General features: G+C 70.2%; 13 protein-coding genes and 1 rRNA gene. 6 read left to right on the top strand and 8 right to left on the bottom strand.

The genetic code is table 11. The features are described from left to right. Positions 1-35: 35 nt before the first annotated feature. From ABGB14_RS17840 to ABGB14_RS17850, 3 genes are read right to left on the bottom strand one after another with little or no spacing between them, the layout of a single operon-like run. Positions 36-935, bottom strand: a complete 900-nt coding sequence (locus ABGB14_RS17840) for an NAD kinase (RefSeq protein ID WP_347644765.1) — start codon at positions 933-935, stop codon at positions 36-38. Next, positions 932-1,744, bottom strand: coding sequence for a TlyA family RNA methyltransferase (locus ABGB14_RS17845; RefSeq protein ID WP_347644766.1), 813 nt, complete (start codon positions 1,742-1,744; stop codon positions 932-934). Before ABGB14_RS17845 ends, ABGB14_RS17840 begins: the two co-directional genes overlap by 4 nt. Next, positions 1,741-1,953, bottom strand: a complete 213-nt coding sequence (locus ABGB14_RS17850; protein WP_347644767.1) for a hypothetical protein — start codon at positions 1,951-1,953, stop codon at positions 1,741-1,743. The genes ABGB14_RS17845 and ABGB14_RS17850 overlap by 4 nt, the downstream gene beginning before the upstream one ends. A gap of 125 nt (positions 1,954-2,078) precedes the next feature. On the opposite strand from ABGB14_RS17850, the gene ABGB14_RS17855 reads away from it, so the two are divergent. The 3 genes from ABGB14_RS17855 to ABGB14_RS17865 all read left to right on the top strand — a co-directional run bounded on the left by ABGB14_RS17855 (position 2,079) and on the right by ABGB14_RS17865 (position 4,023). After that, the gene (locus ABGB14_RS17855) at positions 2,079-2,426 is read left to right on the top strand and encodes an SCP2 sterol-binding domain-containing protein (RefSeq protein WP_347644768.1); all 348 of its coding nucleotides are present in this window, start codon (positions 2,079-2,081) and stop codon (positions 2,424-2,426) included. 71 nt (positions 2,427-2,497) lie between these two features. Beyond that, the gene (locus ABGB14_RS17860) at positions 2,498-3,250 is read left to right on the top strand and encodes an ATP-binding cassette domain-containing protein (RefSeq protein WP_347644769.1); all 753 of its coding nucleotides are present in this window, start codon (positions 2,498-2,500) and stop codon (positions 3,248-3,250) included. Continuing rightward, a complete protein-coding gene (locus ABGB14_RS17865) occupies positions 3,247-4,023 on the top strand; it encodes an ABC transporter permease (protein WP_347644770.1) in 777 nt (258 codons plus the stop codon). The genes ABGB14_RS17860 and ABGB14_RS17865 overlap by 4 nt, the downstream gene beginning before the upstream one ends. Before the next feature lie 21 nt (positions 4,024-4,044). On the opposite strand, the gene ABGB14_RS17870 is transcribed toward ABGB14_RS17865, so the two are convergent. Both ABGB14_RS17870 and ABGB14_RS17875 read right to left on the bottom strand, forming a co-directional pair. After that, positions 4,045-5,016: an HAD-IIA family hydrolase gene (locus ABGB14_RS17870; protein WP_347644771.1), complete on the bottom strand. Its 972-nt coding sequence runs from the start codon at positions 5,014-5,016 to the stop codon at positions 4,045-4,047. Positions 5,017-5,378: 362 nt separating this feature from the next. Next, positions 5,379-5,801 (bottom strand): tetratricopeptide repeat protein, encoded by a 423-nt coding sequence (locus ABGB14_RS17875; protein ID WP_347644772.1) that lies wholly within the window; start codon positions 5,799-5,801, stop codon positions 5,379-5,381. Between the two features lie 119 nt (positions 5,802-5,920). Between ABGB14_RS17875 and ABGB14_RS17880 the strand changes: the two genes are divergently transcribed. Further along, positions 5,921-7,687, top strand: a complete 1,767-nt coding sequence (locus ABGB14_RS17880; RefSeq protein WP_347644773.1) for a DUF1015 family protein — start codon at positions 5,921-5,923, stop codon at positions 7,685-7,687. Between the two features lie 139 nt (positions 7,688-7,826). On the opposite strand, the gene ABGB14_RS17885 is transcribed toward ABGB14_RS17880, so the two are convergent. Then, complete coding sequence (locus ABGB14_RS17885) at positions 7,827-8,246, bottom strand: single-stranded DNA-binding protein (RefSeq protein WP_347644774.1); 420 nt, start codon at positions 8,244-8,246, stop codon at positions 7,827-7,829. A 112-nt stretch (positions 8,247-8,358) separates the two neighbouring features. On the opposite strand from ABGB14_RS17885, the gene ABGB14_RS17890 reads away from it, so the two are divergent. Beyond that, a complete protein-coding gene (locus tag ABGB14_RS17890) occupies positions 8,359-9,285 on the top strand; it encodes an MBL fold metallo-hydrolase (RefSeq protein WP_347644775.1) in 927 nt (308 codons plus the stop codon). A gap of 93 nt (positions 9,286-9,378) precedes the next feature. Here ABGB14_RS17890 and ABGB14_RS17895 read toward each other — a convergent pair whose 3' ends face one another. Further along, complete coding sequence (locus tag ABGB14_RS17895; RefSeq protein ID WP_347644776.1) at positions 9,379-10,611, bottom strand: hypothetical protein; 1,233 nt, start codon at positions 10,609-10,611, stop codon at positions 9,379-9,381. Between the two features lie 990 nt (positions 10,612-11,601). On the opposite strand from ABGB14_RS17895, the gene ABGB14_RS17900 reads away from it, so the two are divergent. Then, positions 11,602-12,348, top strand: a complete 747-nt coding sequence (locus tag ABGB14_RS17900) for a methyltransferase domain-containing protein (protein ID WP_347644777.1) — start codon at positions 11,602-11,604, stop codon at positions 12,346-12,348. A gap of 60 nt (positions 12,349-12,408) precedes the next feature. On the opposite strand, the gene rrf is transcribed toward ABGB14_RS17900, so the two are convergent. Further along, positions 12,409-12,525: ribosomal RNA gene (rrf, locus tag ABGB14_RS17905) — 5S ribosomal RNA — on the bottom strand. Positions 12,526-12,527 lie beyond the last annotated feature (2 nt).

Here is a 12,527-nt window from a genome sequence, read left to right on the forward strand (position 1 = left end):
CCCACGTGATCCTACGCGCTCTGCCCTCCATTCATTCAGGGTCGCACCCTTCCGCGCCATCCCTGCACGGGCAGCTCGAACTTGGCCACCAGCCTGTCGGTGAAGGGCGCGCCGGTGCTCTCCACACCGTGCAGGCGCGCCAGGCGTACGGGCTCGGAGCCCCTGCGGACCTCCACGCGCGTGCCGGGCGGCAACTCGAACCTGCGGCGCCCGTCGCACCACAGGACCCCGCACGGCGTGTCGGGCAGGATCTCGACGGCCAGCGTGGAGCGCGGCGAGATGACCAGCGGTTTGGCGAACAGCGCGTGGGCGCTGATGGGCACCATGAGCAGCGCCTCGACCTCGGGCCACACGACGGGGCCGCCGGCGGAGAAGGCGTAGGCGGTCGAGCCCGTCGGGGTGGCGCAGATCACGCCGTCGCAGCCCCACCTGGACAGCGGCCGGCCGTCGATCTCCGCGACGACCTCGAGCAGGCGCTCCTGCTTTTCGACGGTGACCTCGTTGAGTGCCCAGGTGTCGGCCAGTACCTGCCCGTTCAGCCTGGCGACGACGTCGACCGTCATGCGCTCCTCGACGTCGTAGCGCCCCGCCACGACGCTGTCGACGGCCGTGGCCAGGTCGGCGACCTCCGCCTCCGCCAGGAACCCGACGTGCCCGAGGTTGACCCCCAGCAGCGGTGTGCCGGCCGGCCTGGCCAGTTCGGCCGCGCGCAGCAACGTCCCGTCGCCGCCGAGCACGATCATGACCTCGGTGTCCTTGACCGCGCCCGGATCTCCCGGCACGGCCTCGACCCGGTCGCTGCCGATCTCGCCGGCCTCGGAATCGAGCACCCTGACGGTGATGCCGGCGTCGATCAGCCGGTCGACGACGAGGCGCGCGCTCTCGACCGCGGCGTCACGCCCGGTGTGTACGGCGACCAGCACGGTCCGGTTCATTGCGGCCCTTCCTCGACGGCCCGCTGGATCTCTGCGTCGAGGTCGGCGACCGGCGGCTCGCCTTCCCCTTTGCCCAGCCATAGGAGATATTCCACGTTTCCCGACGGCCCCGGCAGCGGGCTCGCGGTCACGCCGCGTACGGTCAGCCCCAGGTCCTGAGCCTTGGCGGCGGCGTCGCGCACGGCACTTGCCCGCAACCCGGGATCGCGCACCACGCCACCCGCCCCGACACGGTCCTTACCCACTTCGAACTGCGGTTTGACCAGCATCACGAAATCGGCTCGCGCTGCGGCCACCTCGGCCAGGGCGGGCAGCACGAGCCGGAGCGAGATGAACGACAGGTCGCCCACGACCAGCGTGGGCGGCTCGCCGACCATGCCGGGGGTGATGTCGCGCACGTTGACGCGCTCCATCACCGTCACCCGCTCGTCGGTGCGCAGGGACCAGGCCAGCTGGCCGTATCCGACGTCGACGGCCAGCACGTGCGCGGCCCCGCGGCGCAGCAGCACGTCGGTGAACCCGCCGGTGGAGGCGCCCGCGTCGAGGCAGCGGCGGCCCTCGACCGCCAGGCTCCCGAACGCTTCCAGCGCGCCGAGCAGCTTGCGCGCTCCGCGCGAGACGTAGTCGGGCCCGTTCTGCGAGTCGGCCACGACGATGGCGGAGGCGGTGTCGACCTGGGTGGCCGGTTTGCCGGCCCGCCGGCCTCCGACGCTGACCCGGCCGGCCTCGATGAGCTGGGTTGCCTGTTCGCGCGACCTGGCCAGCCCTCGGCGCACCAGTTCGCTGTCGAGGCGGATCCTGCGGCTCACCGCTCTCCCGCGGGCCGCTCGCCGGCGCCCTGCCCGCCCGCGGCCTGGCCGCCCGGCTCGTCCACGACCGCCAGCGCGCTCTCCAGCCCGGAGAACGCCTCGTCGAAGATCGCCACGTGCTCGCTCACCGGCTGCTCGCCCAGACGGCCCAGGCCGGTCACGATGGCGTCGACCCGCTCGTCGCCGGTCCCTTCCGGCAGCTCACTCATGTCTTGACGTTAACGCTTCCCGCGAGCGTCCGGGACCTTGGCAGGCCCGTCGGTCGTTGTAGCTCGTACGGGGTGCTACTGATGTGGAACGCTACCGTCCGCGAAAGAAAGAAGGGATGCGCATCATGGCAAGCGTCGAGGAGTGCCGGGCGGCACTGGCCAGGCTCGTCGACCAGTTCGACGAGATCGACGAGGCAGATCGTGCCAAGCACGTCGTCGAGCGCACGGTCAGCTGCCGGGTCTCCGACCTCGACGTGACCTTCTACGGCCGCCTGACCCACGGAGGGCTCGACCCGTTCGCCGAGACGCCGCCGGGTGACGGCAAGCCCGCCGACGTCAAGCTCACGATCGTGAGCGACGACCTGATCGCGCTGGTCGACGGGGAGCTCGATCTGGCCCGCGCGCTGCTCGGTGGGCGGGTGAAGGTCGACGCCAGCTTCGGCGACCTGCTGCGGCTGCGCAGGCTGATCTGAAGGGCCGTTGACCCGCACCATCGCCTAATTAATTAATGGACAAGTTAACTATTGGGCGATACTGTTCAGCAATGCGCTGGATCATCGAGACCGAGGGCCTCTGCCGCGCCTTCGGCGACCACCACGCCGTCGAGGAGCTGAGCCTGGCGGTCGCGCCCGGCGAGATCTTCGGCCTCCTCGGCCCCAACGGCGCGGGCAAGACCACCACGATCAGGATGTTGTCCACGCTGCTCCCGCCGAGCGCGGGCGCCGCGCGGGTGTGCGGGTTCGACGTGGTGACGGATGCGGGAGCCGTACGCCGCCGCATCGGCTACGTGATGCAGCAGGTCTCTCCCATGGGCCACTACCTGCTGACCGGCAGGGAGAAGGCCGAGATCGAGGCGTCCCTCTACCACGTGCCGCGGCGGCAGGTGAAGGCCAGGGCCCGCGAGGTCCTGCAGCTGGTGGGGCTGTCGGACAGCGCCGACCGTCTCGTGGCGGGATATTCGGGGGGCATGCAGAAACGCCTCGACCTGGCCTGCGGCCTGCTGCACCGGCCCGAGCTGCTGATCCTCGACGAGCCGACGCTCGGTCTCGACGTGCAGTCGCGCCATCACATGTGGGAGCACGTCCGATCGCTCTGCGACGAGGGCATGAGCGTTCTGCTGGCCACCAACTACATGGACGAGGCGGACCGGCTCTGCGACCGGCTGTCGATCATCGACCGCGGGCGACAGGTGGCCGGTGGCACACCGGCCGAGCTCAAGGCGGCCATCGGAGCGCCGTCACTCGACGAGGTCTTCCTCCGGCACACCGGGCACGCGCTGCGGGAGGAGGTCGCATGATGGTGACGCAGGAGGTGCTGGCGCTGTCCAGGCGATGGCTGCTCGTGGCGCTGCGCGAACGGCTCAGCCTGCTGTTCAGCGTGCTGCAGCCGGCCGTGTGGCTGGTCTTCTTCGCCGGTGCGCTCGGGGGCGCGGTCGATCCCCGGGTGGTGGGGACGGGCGACTACATCGCGTTCGCTGTGCCGGGCGTCATCGCCTTCACCGTGGTGGGCAACGGGGTGACGGCGGCGATGCCGCTGCTGTTCGACAAGGAGACGGGATATCTGGACAAGTTGCTCAGCATGCCGATCAGGCGCAGCTCGCTGATCCTTTCGCGGTTCCTGTTCCAGACGGGCATGAACGCGGCTCAGACGCTGGTGATCCTGGTGGTCGCGCTGGCCCTGGGCGTTCGTCTGGAGTCCGGGCCGCTGGGGGTGCCGGCGATCCTGGTGGCCACGGCCCTGCTGACGCTGGCGCTCACGTCCGCGGCGATGGCCCTGGCCTGCGCGGTGCCCTCGCACGGCACGTTCTTCGCGGTCACGGGGTTCGTCTCGCTGCCGCTGCTGTTCATGAGCAACGCGTTCGTGCCCCTGTCGGCCATGCCGGCGTGGATGGAGGCCGTGGCCAGGGCCAACCCGCTCACCTACGCCATCGAGGCCATCCGGCTGCTGGTGCTGCGGGGCTGGGGCGGCGGTGTGCCGCTGTCCCTCGCGGTGCTGGTCATAGCCTGCGTCCTGCTCCTCGCCGTCGGCGCCTGGCAGTTCGCCCGCCAGACCGGCGAACGGATCGCATGACCGTGAACCGCCCGCCCGGCATCACCCCATACGATCCAGCACGGGCTTGACGGCGCCCTCGTCGATCTGCCCGTCGCCGGCCGCGGACCAGGCGGCGTCGCAGGCGGCGCGCAGCCCGTCGATCCGCCTGCCATCACCGTCGAGGCACAACACGCCGTCGCACCACCTGGCCCGCCAGCCGCCGCACGAGCCGTCGCGTACCTCGGGATAGGGCCGCAGCAACGTCCCGAGGTCCTCCCCCACGTACGTGGGCCGGTGCCGGGGCGCCGCCGTCAGCACCTCGACCGGCGTGGCCACCCCCGTCAGGACCAGCAGGCTCTCGACCCCGGCGTTGGAGGCCCCCTCGATGTCGGTGTCGAGCCGGTCGCCCACCACCAGCGGCCTCCGGGCCCCCGTACGCAGCATCGACTCCCGGTGCAGCGGCGGATCGGGCTTGCCCGCGTACACCGGCTCGACCCCCGTGGCAGAGGCGATCACCCGGACCATCGACCCGTTGCCCGGCAACTCGCCCCGGCGCGTGGGCATCGTGCTGTCGCCGTTGGAGGCCACGAAAAGCGCCCCCTGCCGCACCGCGAGCGTCCCCTCCGCCAGCAGCTCGTACGACAGGCCGGGCGCGATCCCCTGCACCACGGCGGCAGGGGACTCGGCGGCGGCCGAGACGGGCCGCAACCCTCGATCCCGTACGGCCAGCCGCAGCCCGGACCCGCCGACCACCAGCACATTCGACCCCGGCGGAACCCGCTCCGCGACCAGCCGGGCGGCGGCCTGAGCCGACGTGACCACGTCGGAGGCCGTGGCGGGCGCCCCGAGCTCACGCAGGTGCGCCGCGATGGCCGCCGGCGTCCGGGAGGCGTTGTTGGTCACGTACGCCAGCCGCACCCCCTTCCGCCGCGCCTCCTCCAGCGCCGCCGGAGCCCCGGGCACCGCGTAACCGCCGAGGTAGACCACGCCATCGAGGTCGAGCAGCAGGGTGTCATAGCCGTCGATCAGCACAGCGCCTCTTCCTCTTCGACTCCCACGTCGCGTGAGACTTTAGCGTCGCCCCCGTACGCGAACCGCAGAAGGGACGACCATGTCCGCGGAACCGGACCTCACTACCGAGGAACGCGCCGAACTGTTCGGTGATTTCCCCCGGGACGAGCACGCCGGCCGAGGCCGAGCGGCTCCGGAACACCCGGGTCTTGGCGCGGACGCGCGACGGCGCACCGCGTCGTTCACGAAGGAGGGCTGGAAACGCTTCATGGCCGAGGCGGCCGGCATCGACGCCCGCATGGCCGGATCGCCATCGTTCACGCACGTCACCGATCCGGCCAGCCGCCGCGTACGTCCCGCGACAGCCTGGGTAGGCCGGACGCCTACATCTCCCGGCGTGCCCGCAGGGTCGCGCGGACGCTCTTCAACGCGGACACGTAATGCCGCTCGTCCGGCCGCATCGCGACCGCGATGGCCAGCGGTTCCTGCGCGCCCTTCACGTCCCCGGTCCGCCACAACGACAATCCGAGCCCGAAATAGGCGTAATCCTCTGCCGGATTGGCGTCCACGATCTGGCGGAAACTGGCCGCCGCCTCGGCGTACTGCCGGGAGTTGAACTGCGCCCTGGCCAGCGCCTCCAAGATGCTGCGTGACTCAGGCTCAGCCGCGGCAGCCCTCTCCAGCAGCGCCGCGGCCGCCGCCGGGCTGCCGTCTTTCAGCAACCGCACCCCACGCTGGTACCAGTCGTAAACACCGCCCTCAGGAGCTCCCGAGCTCTCATCGTGAACGTTGCCACTCTGATCCATGCGTGAGGACTCCTTCATCTCTGAATGATGATCCCCGTTCGTCCTGGCGCGGAACGGGACCGACTGCAACCCCGGGGCGACTTCCGGACAGCGTAGACATTTATGGGAGCATGCCCGGTATGGGGACTCCTGAACTGCCGGTGCCTGATGGACTGGTGCTACGGCCCTTCCGTGGTGTGCGTTTCGCTGTCGAAGATCCAGCCAAGGTGACCTCCCCGCCGTACGACCTGATCTCCGACGCCGACGTGGAAGCCCTCCTCAGCTCCCACCCCAACAACGTCGTCCGGCTCATCCTTCCCTGCTCGCCCGCCGGCGATTCGTCCTCCGCTCCCGTCCCCGGGCAAGACACCGAGCCCCGGCCCGTCGCCGGCGCTCCTTCCTCCCCGGAGGCAGGAAGGGAGAACTCCCACCCGGGCACAGGCCCCGCGAGCCCCCGCCCCGGCACAGGACCCGAGGGCTCGCGCACGGGCACGGCGCCCGAGAAGCGCCCCGGCGCCGGGCCTTCCCCGCAAGCCCAGGCGCCGCTCGGAGGGCAACCCGACACCGTGACTCCCCTGCCGGCCCAGGCGCCGCTCGAATCGCGGTACATCGAGGCGAGGGACACGCTGAAGGCGTGGCTGGACTCCGGCGTGCTGGTGGCCGACGACGTGCCGGCGCTCTACGTCTACGAGCAGAGCGGGGCAGGCGTGCTGCAGCGCGGCCTCATCGGCGACGTGGGCCTGACCGACCCCGAGCAGCGCATCATCCTCCCGCACGAGGATGTCATGCCGGGCCCCGTCGCCGACCGGCTCGCTCTCATGAGCACCACTCAGGCCAACCTCGAGCCCATCTTCCTCCTCTACGACGGCGCCAACGGCACCGCCACCCGCCTGGTCGACGCGGTGGCCTCGGATCGGCAGCCCCAGGTGTCGGCCCGCACAGAGGACGGCCTCACACACCGCCTCTGGGCCATCACGGACCCGGAAGAGATCGCCGCCATCAATGCCGACCTCCATGACCGGCAGGCGCTGATCGCCGACGGACACCACAGGTATGCGACGTACCGCGTCCTCCAGCGCCAGGAGCACGAATCCCACCTTCAGGCCGACCCGGCCGGCGAGCCGGCCCCCGACGGTGACGAGCCCACGCCGCCACCGACCGGCCCGGCGCCGGAACGGACCGGGCCCGCAGCCGGACCGATCCGTCCGGTGCCGGAGCCGATCGATCAGGCGTCGCAACGGGTCGACAGCGCCGGGGCTCGGCGGCACGACCCTTCTGCCCAGGTCGATGGCGCCCCGGCCGGTGAGGACGGCCCCGCGGACGCTGGCCGCTCGACGGCCGGGCCGTGGGACTTCGGGCTGGCCCTGCTCGTCGACACCTCCGCGTACCCACCCGACCTGCAGGCCATCCACCGCGTGATCCCCGGGCTTCCGCTGGACGAGGCGGCCGCCAGGGCGAAGGGATCGTGGCGCGTGCACGACTATGACGACCTTGCACTGGGGCTGGCGGCGCTCGAGACGGCGGCGGAGCCGGCGTTCCTGCTCGCCGGGGAGAGCGGTGCGCACCTGCTCACCGATCCCGACCCGGTGCAACTCGCCCACGCGATGCCGCCCGACCGCTCCGGCCGCTGGAACTCCCTCAACACTTCCGTCCTTTCCGAGTTCGTCATGCCCAAGGTGTGGGGAATGCGCGACGACGAGCGAACCGTGCGCATCGTGCATCACGACGCGCGGGCAGCGGCGCGGCTGGCTGCCCGCTCTGGCGGCACCGCCGTGATCCTCAACCCTCTCAAGGCCGAAGAGGTGCTTGCCGTCGCCGCCGGCGGCGAACGGGTGCCCCGCAAGAGCACCTCCTTCGGCCCGAAACCCAGGACCGGTCTGGTCCTGCGCACGTTCGCGATCGACTGAGGCCCCCGCCTCCCTCGAAGCCCCGTACGGAATCGCGCGGACGCGCAGCCCTGCGACCCTGCGGGTTGTGCGCGCTGGCGTACGGGCCCTGCGCGGTGTGCAGGCGCGAGGCCGGGCGGACCAGGGCGAGTGGCCGAGGTCAGCTGGCGCGCGCCAGGTAGGCCACCTGCCTGGGGATCAGAGCGGTGACGGTCCCCTCGGAGCCGGAGGGCGGATCGGCGGCCGGGTCGGCGGGTTCGGTGAGCTCGGCCTCGAACGGTTTGGCGGAGCTCACCTCCACCTCGTACCTCCAGATCTTGGCCGCGGAAGGGCCGAAGGCCCGGCAGCGGAATGCCCCTGTCACCTCGATGAAGTCGCGTGGTTCGACAGTGCGCACGATGGCGGCGACCTCCGGGTCGAAGGTGACACACGGAATGCTGTCCGTCAGGGCGGCGCCGCGCCTGTGCCGTCGGCGGCGCACGATGACACGCCACTTCGTCACGGTGTCGCCGCTCGGCAGCGCGTGCTCCTCGGCCGCCGCTGACAGCCTCCCCACCAGCAAGACCTCGTTGCGGTCCACTTGTCATCCTCCCTGTCGGTGCTCTGGTGGAGATCACTCTCTACGATGAGGAGAAAGCCGGACCGGCTGGAATGCTGTTCTGGGGATAGCGGCTGAACGCGCGGGAGTGCCTGTGGACAACATCACCGCTCTGGGCGGCGACGTCTATGAGATCGACACCAAAATGGCGGGATACTCGGGCATCACGGCCGGCTATCTGATTCTGGGCGATCGACCGTGCCTGGTGGAGACGGGCACCTCGACGTCCGCTCCCGTAGTCCGTGACGCGCTCGCGTCACTCGGCGTCGGGCCGGAGGACCTGGCCACCGTCGTGGTGACCCACATTCATCTGGATCACGCCGGAGGCGTGGGGGACATCGCCAGATTCTTCCCTTCCGCCCAGGTCGTCGTCCACGAGAAAGGGGCCCGGCACCTCGCGGATCCGGCCCGGTTGATGGCCAGTGCGCGCATGGTCTGGGGTGACCGTCTCGACACGCTCTTCGGCGAGCTGTCCCCCACCGAGTCCGAGCGCATCGTCGCCCTCGGCGACACCGGCGCCATCGACCTGGGCAACGGGCGCACGCTGAGCAGCCACTACTCGCCCGGACACGCCAAACACCACGTGGGGCTGGTCGACTCCGCCACCGGAGATCTGTACGTCGGCGACGCCGCAGGCGTCTACTTGCCCGAGACGGGCGACCTACGCCCCGCGACACCCCCGCCGGACTTCGACCTGCGGACGGCGCTCGACTCGATCGCGCTGTTCGAGGCGCTTGGGCCACAACGTCTGCTTTTCAGCCACTACGGGCCGGTCGACGCTGTTCAGGAGACTCTCGAGCGGTCCGCCGAAGAGCTCCGCGTCTGGGTTGACCTCACCCGGCAGGCCCATTCCGAAGGCATGGACCTGGACCACGCCGTCGCCATGGTCAGAGACCGCACCAAGGAGCGCTACACCGCGCTCAAGGCCGACGACCCGACGGCGGAGCACTTCGAGTTGCTGAGCGGAGCACCCTCGAACGTGGCGGGGATTCTCCACTGGCTCGACCGCGTCTCACCGTAACGGGTGATCATCGCGCGTGACGCAGGGCCGACAGCAGCCTTGGGGACGCGACACCCCGCCGCCCCGGATCGGGTAGCGGCGGGGTGTCCGGTGTCAGTCGTCCGTCTTGGGCCGGTCCGAGGCGGGCTCATCAAGTACGTCGCCGAAGTCAGGCTCGATGAACGCCGGTGTGATAGCCGGGGTCTCGCCATCCTCGTCCTTGGCCGCAGGAGCATGCTGCCGGTCAGCAGCGCGACCCGGTGACTTCTCGCCCTGCTCCGGCCCTTCGCCCTCAGCTGCCGGCTTCGCGTCCCGAACGTCTCGGTCCTCGACCCGACCCGCCGCGTCCGCCACATCGACGTCACGAACCTCGGGATCCGCATCGTCCTTCCGGACCTCGACGTCCCGAACGCCGGCGTCACGAGCCTCGGGAGCCTCGACCTCCGCCTCCCGGGCCTCGACGCCCTGAACGCCTGCCGGAGCTCGCTCCGTCCTGGGCTCCTCCTCAGCGGCCGCGCCCTTCTCATCAGGTACGTCCGCCTGCTCCGCGTCGGGCACGTCGACGGCCCTGACCTGCTCCGCCTCCCTCTCCAGGAGACTCCCCGCAGCGAGGTCTCCGGCCTCGGTCCCGCCGTCGTCGGACACTTCTTCGTCGAAGTCCTCCTCGAGGTCCTCGATAACGGACCCGGTCAGCTCCGCGTACCGCTCCGCCGCGTCCGTCTCCCCGTCCTCGTCGAACGCCATCGCCCTCCCGAACCAGTCGGTGGCCGCCTCCTGATGGCCGGCATCGGCCAGTGCGTCCGCATAGGCGAAGGCCAGCCGGGCCGACCACGGCTTGGGCTGCGGGTCGCGCAGCTCGGGCAGGCGCTGCAGGGTGATCACGGCGGCGTCGTGCTGGCCCAGGTCGCGCCGGGCCCCGGATTCGACGATGGTCAGCTCGATGCGTCCGGCCCTGTCGAGACGTTCGGCTTCCGGCGAGCGTACGAGGTCGATGGCCCTTTCCGGACGGCCGAGGCCCCGCTCGCAGTCGGCCATGACCGCGAGGTACACATCCGAGCCCGTCATCCGCCTGGCCGCCCGCAGATCGCTCAGCGCCTCGGAGAAATGGCCCGCGCGATAGGCGACGATGCCTGCGGCCTCGCGTACGACACCGATGCGCGCCGCGAACCTGCGCGCGACCTTCGTGTGCTCATGCGCCCGGTCGGGGTCGTCGTCCTCGAGCGCGCGTTCGGCGGCCACCAGGTGCCGGCCGACGAGGTCGGCGAGGTCACCGGGCAGCGAACGGAGCTCTTCCAGGACTTCCTTGTCGAGTTCGTCCGCGGTGATGTCGGGCGCGACCTCGGGCAACCGCTCGCGCTGTGGCGCCTCGGCCTCGCGATCGGACCTGCCGTACCTGGCTCGGGATCCGGTGCGCTCCTCACGGTCGTCGCGGGAGAACGGCCGGTCACCGCGAGAGCTGCTGTCGCCGCGAGCGCCGTAGCCGCCCTCACGCCGTTCCCCATAACCGCCGCGACGAGGGCCGCGATCGTCCCGCTCCCGGAACGGCCGACGACCGTCATCGTCACGACGGGGACCACGGTCGTATCCACCCTCACGGCGAGAACCGTAACCGCCCTCGCGACGCGGACCACGGTCATCCCTGTCTCGGAAGGGCCGACGACCGTCATCATCACGACGGGGACCGCGATCGTATCCACCCTCACGCCGCGGACCACGATCACTGTCACGGCGAGGACCGTAACCGCCCTCACGCCGCTCCCCATAGCCACCCTCACGACGGGGACCACGGTCGAACCCACCCTCACGCCGCGAACCACGCTCGCCCTCACGACGAGAACCGTAACCACCCTCGCGACGCGGACCCCGATCATCGCGATCCCGGAACGACCGACGACCGTCACCCTCACGCCGCGGACCGCGCGGCTCCCAGTGGCCCTCGTCCCGTCGCGGTTCTCTGTCTCCTCGGTTGCCCCGGCGCGACCTGTCGTCGGAACGGAACGGACGGTCGCCGCCAGAGTCGCGCCCGCGCGAGCCGTAGCCGCCGCTTCGGCCGCCTCCGCCGGAGTGCCGGTCCTCGTTGTCTCCGCGGCCGCGCTGTCCGCCGTCCGATCCGTTATCTCTGTTCACTTCTGGTCCATTTCGTTGGCTCACCCGGCGGACTCACAACAACGGTCTGCCGGGGCTGGTCGCCGCCCGCCCTCGGGCCTGACGCGACGAAGGCCACCTGTGGGGTGGCCCGGTCCTTCCAGGGTAGCAAGCCCTGACACGTCCATGAGCCTGTCGGCAACCGGTTTAATCGTTGGACCGGAAATCGACCAATCGGCAAGACTGGTCCGCATGTCACTTCGCTTCCATGAAATAGCCGAGTCCAACCACCGCACGCTCAATCCTCTGACCGATGAAAAGCTGGATCTTCTGGGCCGGATCTGCCGCATCGCTCCCGGATCCCGCCAACTCGACCTCGCCTGCGGAAAAGGCGAGCTGCTCGCTCGGTGGGCGGCCGATTATGGAGTTCAGGGCGTCGGCGTGGACATCAGCAAGGTCTTTCTGGAAGCGGCCAGAGCCCGCGCCGACGAACTCGGCGTCGCCGGTCAGCTCAATCTGGTGGAGGCGGACGCGGCCACGTACGAAGACACCCCGGAGTCGTTCGACATCGTGTCCTGTATCGGTGCGACCTGGATCGGCGATGGTCTTGAGGGCACGCTGTCATTGATGCGCCGGCATCTCCGGCCGAACGGCATCGCTCTGGTCGGTGAGTGTTTTTGGACAACGCCGCCGCCGCAGGAGGCATACGAGGCACTCGGCATAGCGGATGGCCTGTTCACGTCATTGGCCGGCACGGCAAACCGTTTCGAGAACGCAGGTTTCGAACTTCTGGAAATGGTGCTCGCCGACCAGGACGGCTGGGACAGGTATGTGGCCAGCCAATGGTGGACCATCAGCGACTGGCTACGCGAGAACCCCGACGATGTCGACGCTCCCGCCATGCGCGACTTCCTCACCCGCTCGCGCCGCTCGCACCTTGAGTACGGACGCCAGTATCTGGGCTGGGGTGTTTTCGTGGCCCGCCCGCAACTGCCCTGAGTCGCACATACGGAAAGGGCCCCGACGCGCTTGGCGTCGGGGCCCTTTTCTTCAAAGATTGTCCGGCGGTGACCTACTCTCCCACACCCTCCCGAGTGCAGTACCATCGGCGCAGAGAAGCTTAACTTCCGGGTTCGGAATGTAACCGGGTGTTTCCTTCCCGCCATAACCGCCGTAAC

The organism is Nonomuraea sp. B10E15, assembly GCF_039871615.1.
GTDB lineage: Bacteria > Actinomycetota > Actinomycetes > Streptosporangiales > Streptosporangiaceae > Nonomuraea.

Bases quoted from the DNA above. Each gene is read 5' to 3' on its own strand.
- ABGB14_RS17840 (WP_347644765.1), bottom strand. From the start codon at position 935: ATGAACCGGACCGTGCTGGTCGCCGTACACACCGGGCGTGACGCCGCG.
- ABGB14_RS17850 (WP_347644767.1), bottom strand. From the start codon at position 1,953: ATGAGTGAGCTGCCGGAAGGGACCGGCGACGAGCGGGTCGACGCCATC.
- ABGB14_RS17855 (WP_347644768.1), top strand. From the start codon at position 2,079: ATGGCAAGCGTCGAGGAGTGCCGGGCGGCACTGGCCAGGCTCGTCGAC.
- ABGB14_RS17860 (WP_347644769.1), top strand. From the start codon at position 2,498: ATGCGCTGGATCATCGAGACCGAGGGCCTCTGCCGCGCCTTCGGCGAC.
- ABGB14_RS17865 (WP_347644770.1), top strand. From the start codon at position 3,247: ATGATGGTGACGCAGGAGGTGCTGGCGCTGTCCAGGCGATGGCTGCTC.
- ABGB14_RS17875 (WP_347644772.1), bottom strand. From the start codon at position 5,801: ATGGATCAGAGTGGCAACGTTCACGATGAGAGCTCGGGAGCTCCTGAG.
- ABGB14_RS17880 (WP_347644773.1), top strand. From the start codon at position 5,921: ATGGGGACTCCTGAACTGCCGGTGCCTGATGGACTGGTGCTACGGCCC.
- ABGB14_RS17900 (WP_347644777.1), top strand. From the start codon at position 11,602: ATGTCACTTCGCTTCCATGAAATAGCCGAGTCCAACCACCGCACGCTC.